This is a genomic window from Streptococcus cristatus AS 1.3089 (genome assembly GCF_000385925.1).
In the GTDB taxonomy this organism is placed as follows: domain Bacteria; phylum Bacillota; class Bacilli; order Lactobacillales; family Streptococcaceae; genus Streptococcus; species Streptococcus cristatus_B.
Map to the genome: position 1 here is coordinate 296051 of NC_021175.1, position 16450 is coordinate 312500.

At 45.2% G+C, this 16450-nt stretch carries 12 protein-coding genes, 1 tRNA gene and 2 rRNA genes (1 of these 15 only partly in view); 12 read left to right on the top strand and 3 right to left on the bottom strand.

Going from position 1 to position 16450, the window contains the following annotated elements; genetic code table 11:
* Positions 1–42: 42 nt before the first annotated feature.
* Positions 43–495: a hypothetical protein gene (locus I872_RS10660; RefSeq protein ID WP_015604407.1), complete on the bottom strand. Its 453-nt coding sequence runs from the start codon at positions 493–495 to the stop codon at positions 43–45.
* Positions 496–662: 167 nt separating this feature from the next.
* Positions 663–2459 carry an oligoendopeptidase F gene (gene pepF / locus I872_RS01485; RefSeq protein WP_015604408.1) on the bottom strand — a complete coding sequence of 599 codons (1797 nt, stop codon included), beginning with the start codon at positions 2457–2459 and terminating at the stop codon, positions 663–665.
* 382 nt (positions 2460–2841) lie between these two features.
* Here pepF and pnp point away from each other — a divergent pair, with 382 nt between their 5' ends.
* The 7 genes from pnp (at position 2842) to I872_RS01520 (ending at position 11171) form a co-directional block, all read left to right on the top strand.
* Positions 2842–5040: a polyribonucleotide nucleotidyltransferase gene (pnp, locus tag I872_RS01490; RefSeq protein WP_015604409.1), complete on the top strand. Its 2199-nt coding sequence runs from the start codon at positions 2842–2844 to the stop codon at positions 5038–5040.
* A gap of 87 nt (positions 5041–5127) precedes the next feature.
* On the top strand, positions 5128–5745 hold the full coding sequence (cysE, locus tag I872_RS01495; RefSeq protein WP_015604410.1) for a serine O-acetyltransferase: 618 nt from the start codon (positions 5128–5130) through the stop codon (positions 5743–5745).
* Between the two features lie 125 nt (positions 5746–5870).
* Positions 5871–6638: a nucleoside phosphorylase gene (locus I872_RS01500; protein WP_015604411.1), complete on the top strand. Its 768-nt coding sequence runs from the start codon at positions 5871–5873 to the stop codon at positions 6636–6638.
* 26 nt (positions 6639–6664) lie between these two features.
* Positions 6665–7186 (top strand): dihydrofolate reductase family protein, encoded by a 522-nt coding sequence (locus I872_RS01505; RefSeq protein WP_000301974.1) that lies wholly within the window; start codon positions 6665–6667, stop codon positions 7184–7186.
* Positions 7187–7203: 17 nt separating this feature from the next.
* The gene (cysS, locus tag I872_RS01510; RefSeq protein ID WP_015604412.1) at positions 7204–8547 is read left to right on the top strand and encodes a cysteine--tRNA ligase; all 1344 of its coding nucleotides are present in this window, start codon (positions 7204–7206) and stop codon (positions 8545–8547) included.
* Positions 8540–8932, top strand: a complete 393-nt coding sequence (locus I872_RS01515; protein ID WP_015604413.1) for a Mini-ribonuclease 3 — start codon at positions 8540–8542, stop codon at positions 8930–8932. The genes cysS and I872_RS01515 overlap by 8 nt, the downstream gene beginning before the upstream one ends.
* 391 nt (positions 8933–9323) lie before the next feature.
* On the top strand, positions 9324–11171 hold the full coding sequence (locus I872_RS01520; RefSeq protein ID WP_015604414.1) for an APC family permease: 1848 nt from the start codon (positions 9324–9326) through the stop codon (positions 11169–11171).
* A 233-nt stretch (positions 11172–11404) separates the two neighbouring features.
* On the opposite strand, the gene I872_RS01525 is transcribed toward I872_RS01520, so the two are convergent.
* A complete protein-coding gene (locus I872_RS01525) occupies positions 11405–12370 on the bottom strand; it encodes an aromatic acid exporter family protein (protein WP_015604415.1) in 966 nt (321 codons plus the stop codon).
* A gap of 256 nt (positions 12371–12626) precedes the next feature.
* On the opposite strand from I872_RS01525, the gene rpoE reads away from it, so the two are divergent.
* The 5 genes from rpoE to I872_RS01550 all read left to right on the top strand — a co-directional run.
* Complete coding sequence (gene rpoE, locus I872_RS01530) at positions 12627–13217, top strand: DNA-directed RNA polymerase subunit delta (protein ID WP_015604416.1); 591 nt, start codon at positions 12627–12629, stop codon at positions 13215–13217.
* A 189-nt stretch (positions 13218–13406) separates the two neighbouring features.
* Positions 13407–13889 carry a sigma-70 RNA polymerase sigma factor region 4 domain-containing protein gene (locus tag I872_RS01535; RefSeq protein ID WP_015604417.1) on the top strand — a complete coding sequence of 161 codons (483 nt, stop codon included), beginning with the start codon at positions 13407–13409 and terminating at the stop codon, positions 13887–13889.
* Between the two features lie 304 nt (positions 13890–14193).
* A 16S ribosomal RNA gene (locus I872_RS01540) occupies positions 14194–15746 on the top strand.
* A gap of 52 nt (positions 15747–15798) precedes the next feature.
* Positions 15799–15871: transfer RNA gene (locus I872_RS01545), tRNA-Ala, on the top strand.
* Between the two features lie 128 nt (positions 15872–15999).
* Positions 16000–16450 (top strand): 23S ribosomal RNA (locus I872_RS01550) (it continues 2447 nt past the right edge of the window).
* Together the 16S and 23S rRNA genes with 1 tRNA gene alongside form the textbook arrangement of a ribosomal RNA operon.

Sequence of the window (16450 nt, forward strand, 5' to 3'; positions counted from 1 at the left end):
GCCTGATTGGCTTCCTCAACAATTTTCTTAGTCTCCGCTTCCTTACGCGCTTGTTCCTCGCGAGCTTTTTTCTCCTCTTCCTGCTTTTGTTTCTGCGCTTCTTGTAGCTCTTTTTCTTTGCGTTCTTTCTCCTGCTTTTTCTTTTTCCTTTTCTTTTTTACTGCTAGATGCTATAGGGCTGCTAGTTTGTGATGATGAGCTAGTCGAGGAACTATTAGATGTAAATTTTGTTACCTGGCTTTGTTCTGTCTGCTCTTTAATAACATTAGGAGTTAGTTTACCTACTGCATAGCTTCCTAGTATTCCGATAATAGTAACAGCAATAGCGATATTGCGCTTTCTAATATTCGGCTTTCGTTTTGTGAATCGCCAAATACCAAAGCATCCTCCTAGGAACATCAATGGCATAGTGATTGGTGCAAGAATGATGATGAAGAGAACTGCCAGAACAAACAGTATTTTCTTCAAGGTCGGCTTTTCAAAAAATTTTTTCATATTAAAACTCCCTTCAGATATTTATCCAAGCGTATCATATCACAAAAGGGAAGCGTTCTCAACAAATGATTTGTAGTATTTGAAAATATAGATTTGATTTTGTTCTTTAAAAGAATAAAGAATCAGACTCAGATGATTCATCTGAGTCCGATTCTAAAGATATGAGTTTATTCCCCCAACTCCTCGCTGTAGGCAATAATCTGATCAACTGTGTCAGATAAGAATTGAATCGTATCGCGGAGTGGCTTGTCTGTCGAAATATCTGCTCCGATAATCATAGCTGACTCAAGCGGAGTCTTGCTGCCGCCAGATTTGAGCAGCTCAAGCCAGTCACGGGCACCATTTTCGTCATTCTTCAGGTGGAGGTATCCGGCGGTAGAAATGACCAAGCCTGCGGAGTAAGTGTAGCTGTAAAGCCCCATGTAGTAATGTGCTTGGCGCATCCAAGTCAGGGCAGCGTCGTCGTCAATCTCAACGGCATCGCCCCAGAATTCTGTCAAGACTTCTTTCATGATAGCGTTGAGTTTACTTGCGCCGAAGGTTCCGCCTTCTTCAATCAAAGTATAGACCTTGCGTTGGAAGGCAGCTTCCAGCAAGTGAGTAATGAAATTGTGGAAGTAAGTATCCGTCAGACGGTGAGCCAGGGCAAAGCGTTTCTGGCGTGGGTTATCAAATTGGCGCTCCAAATAATCACTGAGCAGGAGCTCGTTAAAGGTAGATGGAGCTTCCACATAGTAGGTGGACATGTGGGCGTTGAAATAGCTTTGGTGATTGTCAGAGAAGATAAACTGACCAGAATGACCAATCTCGTGAATCAGAGTGTAGACATCGCTCATACGGCCAGTCCAGCTCATGAGGACATAAGGGTGGACCCGATAAGGATCCGCAGCATAGCCTCCAGAGTCTTTCCCAGCATTGGCCGCAAAGTCGACCCAGCGTTCTTCCTTGTAGCGGGCAACTTCTTGACAATACTCTTGTCCGAGCGGCTCAACTGACTTCATGACGAGATCGTAGGCATCATCAATGCTGACTTCAGGATTGAGCTCGCTGTCCAAGTCCAGCTTCCAGTCGGCAAAGGTCATTTTTTCAAGTCCGTTTACCTTAGCGACATGCTTGAGGTATTTCTGGGCTACTGGGGCAAATTCGCTCATAATCAAGTCAATCTGTCGGTCAAACATAGAGCGATCAACTTCTTGCTCAGCTAGTAAGTAGTCAAAGACAGAGTCATAGCCCTTCATGTCAGCCAGTAGTTTTTCAGACTTGACCTGAGCCAGATAGGCAGCAGCAGCGGCGTTTTGATGCTGACGAAGCCCTTCAGAGAAAGAGCGGAAAGATTTTTCGCGGATTTCTGCATTTTCATGGTTTTGATAGAAATTCTCATAGGTGACAAAGCTGTTTTTGTAAACTTTGCCGTCTACTTCGAAGTCAGCCATAGCAAAGTCGCCGGCCCGCATCTTGGTGTAAATATCCTGTGGACTGTAAAAGACCTCGCCTAGATTTGTCAAGGCTTTTTCGACATCCGCTCCCAGATAGTGGGCTTTTTTGATTTTAGCTTGGCGAATGGCTGAGGTCAAATGGGGCTCTTGGCCTAGTCTCTCTAAGACAGCCTCGTCTGCACCGACCAGGGCGTCGTCAAAGAAGCTGAGTGCAACATTGGCTTCGGTCTCAAACTCCATGGCTGCTTGGGCAATCTGCGCAAAACTCTCGTCACCAAAATCAGTGGTCTGTGGCATAAAGCCGTAGTTGCCGATGTGGCTGATTTGGATATAAATCTGCTCTAACTCAGCAAATGCCCGTTCAAAATCTTCGAAAGTACTAAGCTTGCCTTGGTAATCACGGACGAATTTCTGGATGTCCTCTCTGGCCTTCTCAATTGCCCGCAGGAAGTCCTCTTGGTCTTGGTAAAGGGCGGTTAGGTCCCAGAGTTCATTTTCTGGAAATTCAGAACGATGTTTTTGTTCCATAGTTTACTCCTTTTGATTAAATAACTATATTCAGTATAGCAAAAAATCCTTCAGAATACCTTGCTCATAGGAAAAAATTAAGGAAATATGACTTCAGCCGTCTGCTTAGAAAAAAGAAAAATAAATTTTCAGTATTTTTATAGAAAAAGCCATTTCCGGTCTTTTTCTTTTGGCTGAAATTGTGGTAAAATAGGGTCTGTACGTGCTTGATACAAAGATGAGGATATAATAAACTACTAAGACCATGATATCAAAGCTAAAATGCTGAGAAGGTTAGTTGTCAGCTGTGATTATGCTATGAGCTTTTGACGGTCTTAATATCTTGATCTTTGTAGCCAAGGCGTATGAAAAAATTTGAGCATGTGCTCGGCAAGGAGTCTTTATGACAAAACAAGTTTTTAAAACCGTTTTTGCAGGTCGTGAGCTGGTAGTTGAAACCGGTCAGGTTGCAAAACAGGCAAATGGCAGCGCCGTTGTTCGATATGGAGAAAGTACCGTTTTAACTGCGGCAACCATGTCCAAAAAGATGGCTACTGGTGACTTTTTCCCATTGCAGGTCAACTATGAGGAAAAAATGTATGCGGCTGGGAAATACCCTGGTGGCTTTATGAAACGGGAAGGCCGTCCGTCAACAGATGCGACTTTGACTGCCCGCTTGATTGACCGCCCGATTCGTCCTATGTTTGCGGAAGGTTTCCGCAATGAAGTTCAGGTTATCAATACTGTTCTTTCTTATGACGAAGATGCTTCGCCTCAAATGGCTGCTATGTTCGGTAGTTCTCTGGCTCTTTCTATTTCAGATATTCCTTTTAACGGCCCTATCGCAGGAGTTCAGGTCGGCTATGTAGATGGTGAATTCATCATCAACCCTAGCAAGGAACAAAAAGAAGTTTCACTTTTGGAACTAACTGTAGCTGGTACCAAAGAGGCTATCAACATGGTAGAATCCGGAGCTAAGGAGCTGTCTGAAGATATCATGCTGGAAGCTCTTCTCAAAGGGCATGAAGCGGTCAAAGAATTGATTGCCTTCCAAGAAGAAATCGTTGCGGCATTTGGTAAGGAAAAAGCAGAAGTCGAATTGCTGCATGTTGATAAAGAGCTACAGGCAGAGATTGTCGCAGCCTACAACAGCGACCTCCAAAAGGCTGTTCAGGTAGAAGAAAAGCTGGCGCGTGAAGCCGCGACTCAGGCTGTCAAAGACCAAGTCACAGCGGTTTATGAAGAGAAATACGCGAACCACGAAGAATTCGACCGTATCATGCGTGATGTGGCTGAAATCTTGGAGCAAATGGAGCATGCAGAAGTGCGCCGTTTGATTACTGAAGATAAGGTCCGTCCTGACGGTCGTAAGGTTGATGAAATCCGTCCGCTGGATGCGGAAGTGGATTACCTGCCGCGCGTGCATGGTTCTGGTCTCTTTACTCGTGGTCAAACCCAAGCCTTGTCTGTTCTGACTCTGGCACCAATGGGCGAAACGCAGATTGTGGACGGATTGGATCCGGAATACAAGAAACGCTTCATGCACCACTATAATTTCCCGCAATACTCTGTTGGTGAGACAGGCCGTTATGGTGCTCCTGGTCGTCGTGAAATTGGACACGGTGCTCTTGGGGAACGTGCCTTGGAGCAAGTCTTGCCTAGTTTAGAAGAGTTTCCTTACGCTATCCGTCTGGTAGCAGAAGTCTTGGAGTCAAACGGTTCATCCTCCCAAGCCTCTATCTGTGCAGGTACTTTGGCTCTGATGGCCGGTGGTGTGCCGATTAAGGCACCGGTTGCTGGTATTGCCATGGGCTTGATTTCAGATGGTAGCAACTACACGGTTCTGACGGACATTCAAGGTTTGGAAGACCATTTTGGCGACATGGACTTTAAAGTGGCTGGTACTCGCGAAGGGATTACAGCTCTTCAAATGGATATCAAGATTGAAGGAATTACAGCGGAAATCTTGACTGAGGCTCTGGCTCAGGCTAAGAAAGCCCGCTTTGAAATTCTGGACTTGATTGAAGCGACGATTCCAGCTCCGCGTCCTGAGTTGGCTCCAACTGCTCCGAAAATCGATACCATCAAGATTGATGTGGACAAAATTAAGATTGTCATCGGTAAAGGTGGCGAAACCATTGACAAGATTATCGCTGAAACAGGTGTTAAGATTGATATCGACGAAGAAGGAAATGTATCAATCTACTCTAGCGATCAAGCGGCCATTAACCGTGCCAAGGAAATCATTGCTGGCTTGGTTCGCGAAGCTAAAGTGGATGAAGTTTACCATGCCAAGGTTGTTCGGATTGAGAAATTCGGTGCCTTTGTCAACCTCTTTGACAAGACCGATGCCCTCGTTCACATCTCTGAAATGGCTTGGACTCGAACCAACAATGTCGAAGACTTGGTACAAATTGGTGATTTTGTCGATGTTAAGGTCATTAAAATTGACGAAAAAGGCCGCGTAGATGCGTCTATGAAAGCTCTCTTGCCACGTCCGCCTAAGCCAGACAAGCCAAAGAGAGACCACGATAAACATCAGGAAAAAGGGCATTTTCATAAGAAACATGAAGAAGCCCCTAAAGCTAAATCAGAAGAATAATGAAAAGGGAGTGATCAGGCTCAATTACCTTGCAAAGTTCTTTGTATGGAGCCTACTCCCTTATTTACCTAATGAAAGGAGAAGAAGATGGGCTGGTGGAAAGAAGCCATTGAGATTGTAAAAGAAAATGATCCAGCTGCTCGTACTTCGCTGGAGGTTATCCTGACCTATCCAGGTGTCAAGGCCTTGGCAGCCCACCGTCTTTCTCATTTCCTCTGGAAGAGAGGCTTTAAGCTGCTGGCACGCATGCACAGCCAATTTTGGCGCTTTTGGACTCAGATTGAGATTCATCCTGGCGCTCAGATTGAGTCTGGAGTCTTCATTGACCACGGTGGCGGGCTGGTTATAGGTGAAACGGCGATCGTGGAAAAGGGAGTGCTCTTGTATCATGGGGTGACCCTAGGAGGGACTGGCAAAGATACTGGGAAACGCCACCCGACTGTCCGTCGAGGAGCTCTTATCTCTGCTCATGCTCAAGTTATTGGCCCAGTGGAAATTGGCGAAAATGCCAAAGTTGGAGCGGGTGCAGTCGTCGTGGCGGATGTGCCTAGTGATGTAACTGTAGTTGGAATCCCGGCTAAGATCGTGCGTGTTCATGGTCAGAAAGATGAGCCGACCATCCACGAGGTGGAAGAACAGCGAGAATATTATTTGGACAAGCTGGAGCATGCCCGCGAAGCCAGCCACCATTCGTCGGAGCTTTAAGAAAGGCCAATTTTGGACAGTTAACAAGATACTTTAGGAGGTCTTGCCAAGGAGTAATTTGGCAAACTGTAACTCAATAGAAAAGATGAAAGAGGCTTTGCTGAAGCCTTAAAGAAAGAGGAGCTATGCTCTTAGAAGAGTTTGAAGATGTAGCTGGGGTTATTGAGCCAACAGATAGGCAGATTATGGACAAGGGTGAGGTTTGTGAAACTATCATCCTGTCCTTTAATGGAGAAATTCTGCAACGTTTGATTGAGTCAGAAGAAGTCTATCAAGGAGGCTATTTAAAAAATCTTAACGCTCAATTCCCTTGGTATGTATATAATTATGATGGAAATCAAGTTGCGATCATGACTGCGCTTATTGGAGCTCCGATGGTAGTCGGCCAGCTGGAGGAGTTGGCGGCCAGAGGCTTCAAGAATTTCATCGTTCTAGGTTCTTGTGGCGTTTTGGATCGTTCAATTGAGGCGGACAAGATTATCCTGCCGGCTGCTGCTTTGCGAGATGAAGGAACTAGTTATCACTATGCCCCACCGGGTGATGAAGTCGCTTATGACGAGTCTCTGTTAGTTAAGCTTGAAGCTATCTTTGACAAGTACGATATTGAGCATATCCGCACCAAGTCTTGGACGACTGATGCTTTTTACCGAGAAACTCCTGAGAAAGTCAAGCGTCGCTTAGCTGCTGGTGCCCAAGTGGTGGACATGGAAGCATCGGCGATCATGGCTTGGAGTCAATTCCGCAAGACCAAGGTCTATCAGTTCTTCTACACAGCTGACTATGTGGATCACCATAACAGAATCTGGGATGCCCGCCATGAAGAGCGGACAGCTGATGCCATGACTTTTTTCATTATCGCTTTGACAATAGCAAAGGAACTAGAAAGGAACTGAGCAGAACTAGAAAGGAAACTACAAGAATGGCAGTATATTTTTACGGCTGTATCACCATGGATGGCTACTTGGCAGACAGCCAGCACAGGATAGACTGGCTGCATCAGCTTGGTTCTGTAGAGGATACAGGCTATGATGACTTTTACAGGCAAATGGATATCACCATCATGGGCAAGCGGACCTTTGAGGAAATCCAAGATTTGCAAGATGTAGAAAGTTTTTATCAAGCTACGGAAAACTATGTCTTTACGCATGATAGGCACCTGCCTGTCAGCAATTACCAGCCAGTAGCTGGGGATGTGGTGGACTTTGTTCACCAGATTGACAAAGGCAAAAATGTCTTTGTGATTGGTGGTAATTCCTTGGTAGGACCGCTCTTGGATGCGGATCTTTTCGACCACCTCATTATTCAGATAGCGCCCCTTATCCTGGGAAAGGGGGTTCCCCTCTTTACCCAAGAGGAAGGGCAGCGCTTTTACCAACTGGATAGCCTCAGACAATTTGGCCCTTTTGCAGAGCTGGTTTTCAGCCGAAAAAGTCAGAAATAGAGAAAGGAGTGGACCGCATGATTAAAATTTACGACACTATGACCCGCAGCCTACGTGAATTTGTGCCCATTGAGGAGGGCAAGGTTCGCATGTATGTCTGTGGTCCGACGGTTTATAACTATATCCATGTCGGCAATGCCCGCTCAACAGTAGCTTTTGACACAGTTCGTCGCTATTTTGAGTATCGGGGATTTGAAGTCAACTATATTTCCAATTTTACTGATGTAGATGATAAAATTATCAATCGCGCCAAGGAAGAAGGCATCACACCCCAAGAAGTGGCTGATAAGTACATCGCAGCTTTTCGTGAGGATGTATCAGCTCTGGGTGTAAAACCTGCGACTCGTCATCCGAGGGTGGTAGAGTTTATGGGAGACATCATCCGCTTTGTGGAGGACTTAATTGACAAAGGCTACGCCTATGAGTCAGAGGGTGATGTCTATTTCCGAGTGGAAAAGTCGCACAATTATGCTAAACTAGCTAACAAAACTTTGGCAGACTTGGAGCTAGGTGCTTCTGGTCGGACAGACGAGGAGACCGCTCGTAAGGAAAATCCGGTAGATTTTGCTCTCTGGAAGGCAGCCAAGCCGGGTGAGATTTCCTGGGACAGTCCTTGGGGAGCAGGTCGTCCGGGCTGGCACATCGAGTGCTCAGTCATGTCAACGGAGATTTTGGGTGATACCATTGATATCCACGGTGGAGGAGCAGACTTAGAATTTCCTCACCATACTAATGAAATCGCCCAGTCAGAGGCCAAGACTGGTCAGACTTTTGCCAACTACTGGATGCACAATGGCTTTGTCAACATCGACGACGTCAAGATGTCCAAATCTCTAGGCAATTTTATCACTGTTCATGATGCCCTCAAGACCATTGATGGTCAGGTGCTGCGTTTCTTCTTTGCGACCCAGCATTATCGCAAGCCGATTAATTTCACGGAAAAAGCCGTTCATGATGCAGCGACCAATCTTAAGTATTTGAAGAATACCTATGAGCAGCCATTTACTGGTCAGGCGGATTCTGCTCAGCTTCAGGCCTTTCTAGACAAGTTCACCGCCGCTATGGACGAAGACTTCAATGCGGCTAACGGCATCACGGTTGTCTTCGAGTTAGCCAAGTGGATTAACTCTAGCAACTACACCGCTGAAGTTAAGGAAGCTTTTGCCAAGCTCTTAGAAGTTTTTGGTATCGTCTTTGTAGAAGAAGTCTTGGATGCGGACATTGAGCGCTTGATTGAGGAACGCCAAGAAGCGCGTGCTAATCGGGACTTTGCGACCGCAGACCGTATTCGGGATGAATTGGCCGCTCAAGGCATCAAGCTTTTGGATGCTAAGGACGGAGTGAGGTGGACCCGTGACTGATGTCAACCTGATTAACGGTATTGCCCTCGCCTTTGAGGGAGATGCTGTCTACTCCATGTATATCCGCCGGCACTTGATTTTTCAAGGGCTGACCAAGCCCAATCAGCTACACAGGGAAGCGACCAAGTACGTTTCTGCCAAGGCACAGGCAAATCTCATCTCGCTCATGCTGGAAGAAGGGATTCTGACGGAGAAGGAAGAGGATATCTATAAGCGTGGCCGCAATGCCAACAGCCACACCAAAGCTAAGAATACGGACATCGTCACCTACCGTATGTCTACTGGCTTTGAGGCGGTCATGGGCTACCTGCATATGACCGAATCTATTGAGCGACTGGAAGACCTGATTGACTGGTGTATTCGGAAGATAGAGGATTCGTTCTGATTCATTGTCATCTTGTTTATTCTGAGATAGATCTCTTTTATGAACAATCACTAAAATTCAAATATCAAAAACGAGCTTGACATAAAGCTCGCTTTTTTATAAACAAGCATGCTGTTTCCAGAAAAAATGGAAGATTTTGTAGGAGAGTGTGTTTGAAACTTTAAATAGATTGTTTGAGTACTTTTTGGCTCTCCTGCTTGCGATTTCTATCCTCTTCACCTTCAATTTTTAGTGAGGTTGGAGAATGATCTTGATATCTACTGAGATGGTTTTCATCAAGCATTTGGATAAAAATCAGGAAGTTTAAATTCATGAAAACTTATTTCCAGAAAAGTATTGACATGTTTTCTGAAAAGAGGTAGAATGGCTCATGTTTTTAAAGGAGGAACTTATGTTTTCCAAGTTAAAAGGATTTTTTATTGGACGCCCATTAAAATCTGGGAAAGAGGGCGAGGATGGTCATTTACTGACCAAGATGCAAGCCTTGGCTATGCTCTCCAGTGACGCTTTATCTTCGATTGCTTATGGACCAGAGCAGGTTGTTTTGGTCTTGACTTCTGTTTCTATTGGCGCCATTTGGTGGTCGCTTCCCATAGGAATTGTCGTATTGGTTTTATTAGCGAGTTTAACGATTTCTTACCGTCAGGTTATCCATGCTTACCCTCAAGGAGGAGGAGCTTATATGGTGACGACAGAAAATCTATCTCCAACGGCAGGTTTGATTGCTGGCGGAAGCTTGCTGGTAGATTACATGTTGACAGTAGCCGTTTCAGTCGCTTCTGGAGCGGACGCAATTACCTCTGCAATTCCTGTCTTACATCCTTACAATTTACATATTTCCATTTTCCTAGTTCTCTTGTTGATGCTAATGAATCTCCGAGGATTAAAAGAATCGGCCACTTCCTTGATGATTCCTGTCTATCTTTTTATTGTCAGCACCTTATTGTTGATTGGTTTTGGTTTTGTGAAAATCCTGACAGGAAATTTAGACTATCACGCAACTGCGCGGATTGGTAGTCCGATTGCTGGAGTAAGTTTGATCTTACTGCTTCGTGCTTTCACCAGCGGCTCTGCTTCCTTGACAGGAGTGGAAGCTATTTCCAATTCGGTTCCCTTTTTCAAGAAACCAAAAGCCCATAATGCCGCAGCTACCCTCTCGATTATGGCTTTCATCCTAGGTATCATGTTTGCGGGCATTACCTTCTTGAATTATTGGATTGGCATCGTGCCTGTCAAAGGTGTAACGACCTTGGCTCAGATGGCGCAAGCAATTTTGGGGACTTCTCCTCTTGGTCTTATCTTGTTCTATGTTTTCCAATTGTCGACTGCTTTGATCTTAGCAGTGGCAGCCAATACAGGCTTTTCAGCCTTTCCGATGCTCTCCTACAATATGGCTAAGAATAAATACATGCCTCATATGTACATGGAAAAAGGAGATCGTCTCAGCTATTCTAATGGTATTTTCACTTTGGCTTTTGGGGCCATTGCTCTTTTGTTCATCTTTAAGGGAAATACAGAACGCTTGATTCCCCTGTACACGATTGGCGTGTTCGTACCTTTTGCTCTCTCCCAGACGGGTATGGTTGTCCATTGGAAGAAAAAATATGGAAATAATTTCTTGAAGCATTCGATTGCGAATATCCTTGGAGCGATCATTTGTTACGGGATTGTCCTTATCTTGCTCTTGTTCCGTCTTCAAGATATTTGGCCTTTCTTCCCTATTATCATTGTCTTGACTTGGCTGTTTTTATCTATCAAGCAGCACTATAATAGAGTCGCTAAACAGTTGAGATTGCATGACCATATTGAGCGTCAGAACTATACTGGTAATACAGTAATTGTCCTGGTCGGGAATGTCACCCGAGTCAGTGTTGGTGCGATGAGCTATGCTCGCAGTATCGGAGATGAGGTCGTGGCGATGCACGTTTCAACAGCAGAAACTGCTGAAAAAGATGCTGAAGTCGCCGAGGAATTTGCGAACTACTTCCCTGATATTCGCTTTGAGACAGTTACGACTAGCTACCGCAATATCATTAGTCCGACAGTTCAGTATGTGATTAAAGTGGCCAAGCGAGCCAAAAAAGAAGGCCGAACAGTGACGGTCCTAGTACCTCAGTTTATACCTAAAAAGAGATGGCAAAATGTCCTGCATAACCAGATGAGCTTGAAATTGAAATACTATCTGAAATGGTATGAGGATGTCGTGGTTGCAAGCTATTCTTATCACTTAAAAGAATGAGCGATTGCCTTTGATTAATGAGAAAAAGAGCGTGGGACAGAAATCGGTAATTCGTTAGAATTCGATTTCGTCGTCCCACCTCCGCACAGTTGAGTAGGGCTGTAAAAGCTGATGAAATCAGCGTAGTAGAGCCCACTCAACCACTGCGTCTTGCTCGACAATCCAAAGACAATTGAGAGGCTAGGACTTTTGTCCCAGCCTCCTTTTTATTATTTATTGGAAATGGCACAGAGCTAATTTGCTTGCACCTTTTGGTAATTTTGATAAAATTCTACCTTGATCTTAATAAAAGTCTCCAAGTCTCGTAAAAGTTGTAGGAGCGTGGCACGAGTTTCAAATTCTTGCCGGGTCTTAGGGAGAGGGCGTTCGCGAAAAACAGTTAAGCAGGTTTCGATTTCTTCAACCAGCTCGTGAGCAGGATTTTCTTGACTGAGCTGTTGGGCTGTCTTGGAGAACAGACGGGCCAAAATCAAGCTCTCACTGGCTGCCAACTGGCAGTTGTTGATGTTGCCTGCCATGTCTTCTAGAATGCGATTTTGGGCCTGCCGCATTTCAAAATAGTGAATGTGGTAGTTGGTCTGATGAAAGAGATGGTTGGAATGGTCCAGATAAACTAGTTGTAAGGCTCCTTGAAGGATAGTATCTAGTTCCTTGATTAGAGTCGCATCGTTTCGGCCGTCTCCAGCTTTCAAAAAATATTCAAAACGCAACAGAATTTTCTTCAGTTGCTTTTCGACTTGAACACGATAGTTCTCGATATCTTGCTGGTTCGAAGTCATATAAAAGTTGGCTAGGAGAGCGAATCCTGTTCCGATAAGGAAAACAGCCATTTCATTGGCCAAAAGAGACCAAGAAACGGAATGGGCCAGCAGCAGATGGGTGACCAAAACTGTGCTGGGGGTGATGCCTATTTCCCAGCCAAAGAGATAAGCCAAGGGAACGTAGAGTAGGATATAAATCCCTAAGCTCCAAAGGTTAAACCCCAAAAGGATGAAAGCTAAGCTCCCGATGGCTAGTGCTAAAATAGTAGACAAGAGGCGGTTGCGGGCTAGTTTGATAGTGCTTCTGCGGGTGTCGGAAACGCTGAGGATGGCAATGATACCGGCTGATATAGCATTGCTTAGACCTAAAAAAGCAGCTAGAGCCGCAGCAAGACATGTTGCAAGAGCTAGTTTGATGGTACGTTGGAGGAGAGGCATAAGCTTCTTTCTATTAAATAAAGTTTTTTCTATTATATCATGATTAGTCGAAGACTTGTGAGAACAAATATGTCAATGTGTAAATTGAAGGAAGCTGCTGTTTTATAGATGGTCAAAAGCATAGTAGGAAGGCTGGACTTGAAAAGTCGGGTTGCCTAGGTGAAATTTTTTGACTAGACGGCAAATTTATCGTACAATAGAAAGTAGCGAAAAAAATGCCTGGCTAAATGCCTGTGTAATCTTAAGGAGAATAACTTTGGAATTAGAAGTATTTGCAGGACAAGAAAAAAGTGAGCTTTCGATGATTGAGGTAGCACGTGCCATCTTAGAATTGCGCGGGCGTGACCATGAAATGTATTTCGATGAGCTTGTTAATGAAATTCAAAATTATCTGGAGAAATCAAATAGCGAAATCCGAGAAGCACTGCCTCTATTTTATACAGAACTGAATGTAGATGGCAGTTTCATCCCACTTGGTGACAATAAATGGGGTCTTCGTTCTTGGTATGCGATTGACGAAGTCGATGAAGAAATCATCGCTTTGGAAGAAACAGACGAGGAAGATGAGCCTAAGAAACGCAAGAAAAAACGTGTTAATGCCTTTATGGATGGCGACGAAGATGCGATTGATTACAGCGATGATGATCCTGAAGATGAGGACTCTTATGAAGAGGATCCAGCTCTTTCATATGATGAAGATAACCCAGATGATGAAAAGAGTGAGGTTGAAGCCTACGATGCTGAAATCAATGAAATAGCTCCAGATGATCTCGGCGAAGAAGTTGAGTTAAATGAAGAAGACGATGAATATTCTGACGATGATCAGGATGTTGAAGACGAAGAATAATAATCAAGAAACAACTGCTTTTTGAAGCAGTTGTTTTTGCGTTCTAACATGTCATAAAAAGTCCCTGAGATGTCTCAAATTTTTTTGTTAGGAACCAGTTAGGGTATAAAATAGACAGGATAGGGAGAGGGTCACTAAAGAAGAAGCTTTTCTTGTAGAATCATATTATCAAGGAATAAAGGAGAAAAAATGAACTTCAAGGAACGCTATGAGAAAGTGCAGTGGATTGTTCGGCGCTGTGCACGGGATTATTATGTACATTTATGGGAGAATAGTGATTGGGAACAAGAAGGGATGTTGATCTATCACCAGCTGGAAGAAAGCCATCCAGATATCAGTCAAGACGAAAGTCGCCTCTATCGCTACTTCAAGACAAAATTCCGCAATCATATTCATGACATCCTTCGCAAGCAAGAGAGTCAAAAACGGTGCTTTGATCGCCAGTCCTATGAGGAAGTCAGCACCATTAGTCATAGACTGAGTCAGCGAGAACTAGCTTTAGATGATTTGGTTGCTCTTCGCAGCTTGCTAGCAGCCTACACCTCGGGCTTAAATGAAGAACAATTAGATCTATACCACCGCTTGTTAGGCGACGAACGCTTCAAGGGCCGGAAAAGTCTGTTGCTCGAATTGAGGGACTACTTATCAGATTTTTCTGGGACGCTTTTATAGAGGTTAAAGACAAAAGGGAGAGGCGAGTATAGGTAACCTTTCCTTTTTGAATGTTGATTTATCAATGATTTTGTGGGTGTTAGGGAATAAAATTGCAAAAAAAGATAAAAAAGTTTCAAAAAAGTGTTGACAAGATATTGGATAGGTGATATACTGATATAGTTGTCGCTTGAGAGGGCGACAAAGACCTTTGAAAACTGAACAAGACGAACCAATGTGCAGGGCACTACAACTTTAGTTGTAGTACTGAACAATGAAAAAACAATAAATCTGTCAGTGACAGAAATGAGTGAGAACTCAAACTTTTAATGAGAGTTTGATCCTGGCTCAGGACGAACGCTGGCGGCGTGCCTAATACATGCAAGTAGAACGCTGAAGGAAGGAGCTTGCTCTTTCCGGAAGAGTTGCGAACGGGTGAGTAACGCGTAGGTAACCTACCTTTTAGCGGGGGATAACTATTGGAAACGATAGCTAATACCGCATAAGACATTTTACTGCATGGTAAGATGTTAAAAGATGCAAATGCATCACTAAGAGATGGACCTGCGTTGTATTAGCTAGTAGGTGAGGTAACGGCTCACCTAGGCGACGATACATAGCCGACCTGAGAGGGTGATCGGCCACACTGGGACTGAGACACGGCCCAGACTCCTACGGGAGGCAGCAGTAGGGAATCTTCGGCAATGGACGGAAGTCTGACCGAGCAACGCCGCGTGAGTGAAGAAGGTTTTCGGATCGTAAAGCTCTGTTGTAAGAGAAGAACGAGTGTGAGAGTGGAAAGTTCACACTGTGACGGTAACTTACCAGAAAGGGACGGCTAACTACGTGCCAGCAGCCGCGGTAATACGTAGGTCCCGAGCGTTGTCCGGATTTATTGGGCGTAAAGCGAGCGCAGGCGGTTAGATAAGTCTGAAGTTAAAGGCTGTGGCTTAACCATAGTACGCTTTGGAAACTGTTTAACTTGAGTGCAGGAAGGGGAGAGTGGAATTCCATGTGTAGCGGTGAAATGCGTAGATATATGGAGGAACACCGGTGGCGAAAGCGGCTCTCTGGTCTGTAACTGACGCTGAGGCTCGAAAGCGTGGGGAGCAAACAGGATTAGATACCCTGGTAGTCCACGCCGTAAACGATGAGTGCTAGGTGTTGGGTCCTTTCCGGGACTCAGTGCCGTAGCTAACGCATTAAGCACTCCGCCTGGGGAGTACGACCGCAAGGTTGAAACTCAAAGGAATTGACGGGGGCCCGCACAAGCGGTGGAGCATGTGGTTTAATTCGAAGCAACGCGAAGAACCTTACCAGGTCTTGACATCCCGGTGCCCGTCCTAGAGATAGGATTTTGCTTCGGCACACCGGTGACAGGTGGTGCATGGTTGTCGTCAGCTCGTGTCGTGAGATGTTGGGTTAAGTCCCGCAACGAGCGCAACCCTTATTGTTAGTTGCCATCATTCAGTTGGGCACTCTAGCGAGACTGCCGGTAATAAACCGGAGGAAGGTGGGGATGACGTCAAATCATCATGCCCCTTATGACCTGGGCTACACACGTGCTACAATGGCTGGTACAACGAGTCGCAAGTCGGTGACGGCAAGCTAATCTCTTAAAAGCCAGTCTCTTAGTTCGGATTGTAGGCTGCAACTCGCCTACATGAAGTCGGAATCGCTAGTAATCGCGGATCAGCACGCCGCGGTGAATACGTTCCCGGGCCTTGTACACACCGCCCGTCACACCACGAGAGTTTGTAACACCCGAAGTCGGTGAGGTAACCTTTTAGGAGCCAGCCGCCTAAGGTGGGATAGATGATTGGGGTGAAGTCGTAACAAGGTAGCCGTATCGGAAGGTGCGGCTGGATCACCTCCTTTCTAAGGAAAATGGAAGCCATTGGTCGTCATGTTTAGTTTTGAGAGGTCTTGTGGGGCCTTAGCTCAGCTGGGAGAGCGCCTGCTTTGCACGCAGGAGGTCAGCGGTTCGATCCCGCTAGGCTCCATTAGGATAGTGATGACTATTCTAAACTTGTCCATTGAAAATTGAATAACTATATCAAATAGTAACAAGAAAATAAACCGAAAACGCTGTGAATATTAATGAGTTTAAGACTGAAAGGTCTAAAAATAAGGTTAAGTTAGTAAGGGCGCACGGTGGATGCCTTGGCACTAGGAGCCGAAGAAGGACGTGACAAACGACGAAATGCCTCGGGGAGCTGTAAGTAAGCGCAGATCCGGGGATGTCCGAATGGGGGAACCCAGCAGGTACTACCTGTTACCCATCTCTGTTAAGGAGATGAGGAGGAAGACGCAGTGAACTGAAACATCTAAGTAGCTGCAGGAAGAGAAAGCAAAAGCGATTGCCTTAGTAGCGGCGAGCGAAACGGCAGGAGGGCAAACCGAAGAGTTTACTCTTCGGGGTTGTAGGACTGCAAAGTGGACTCAGATTTTATAGAAGAATGACATGGGAAGGTCAGCCAAAGAGAGTAAGAGCCTCGTATTTTAAATAGAATCTGTACCTAGCAGAATCCTGAGTACGGCGGGACACGCGAAATCCCGTCGGAATCTGGGAGGACCATCTC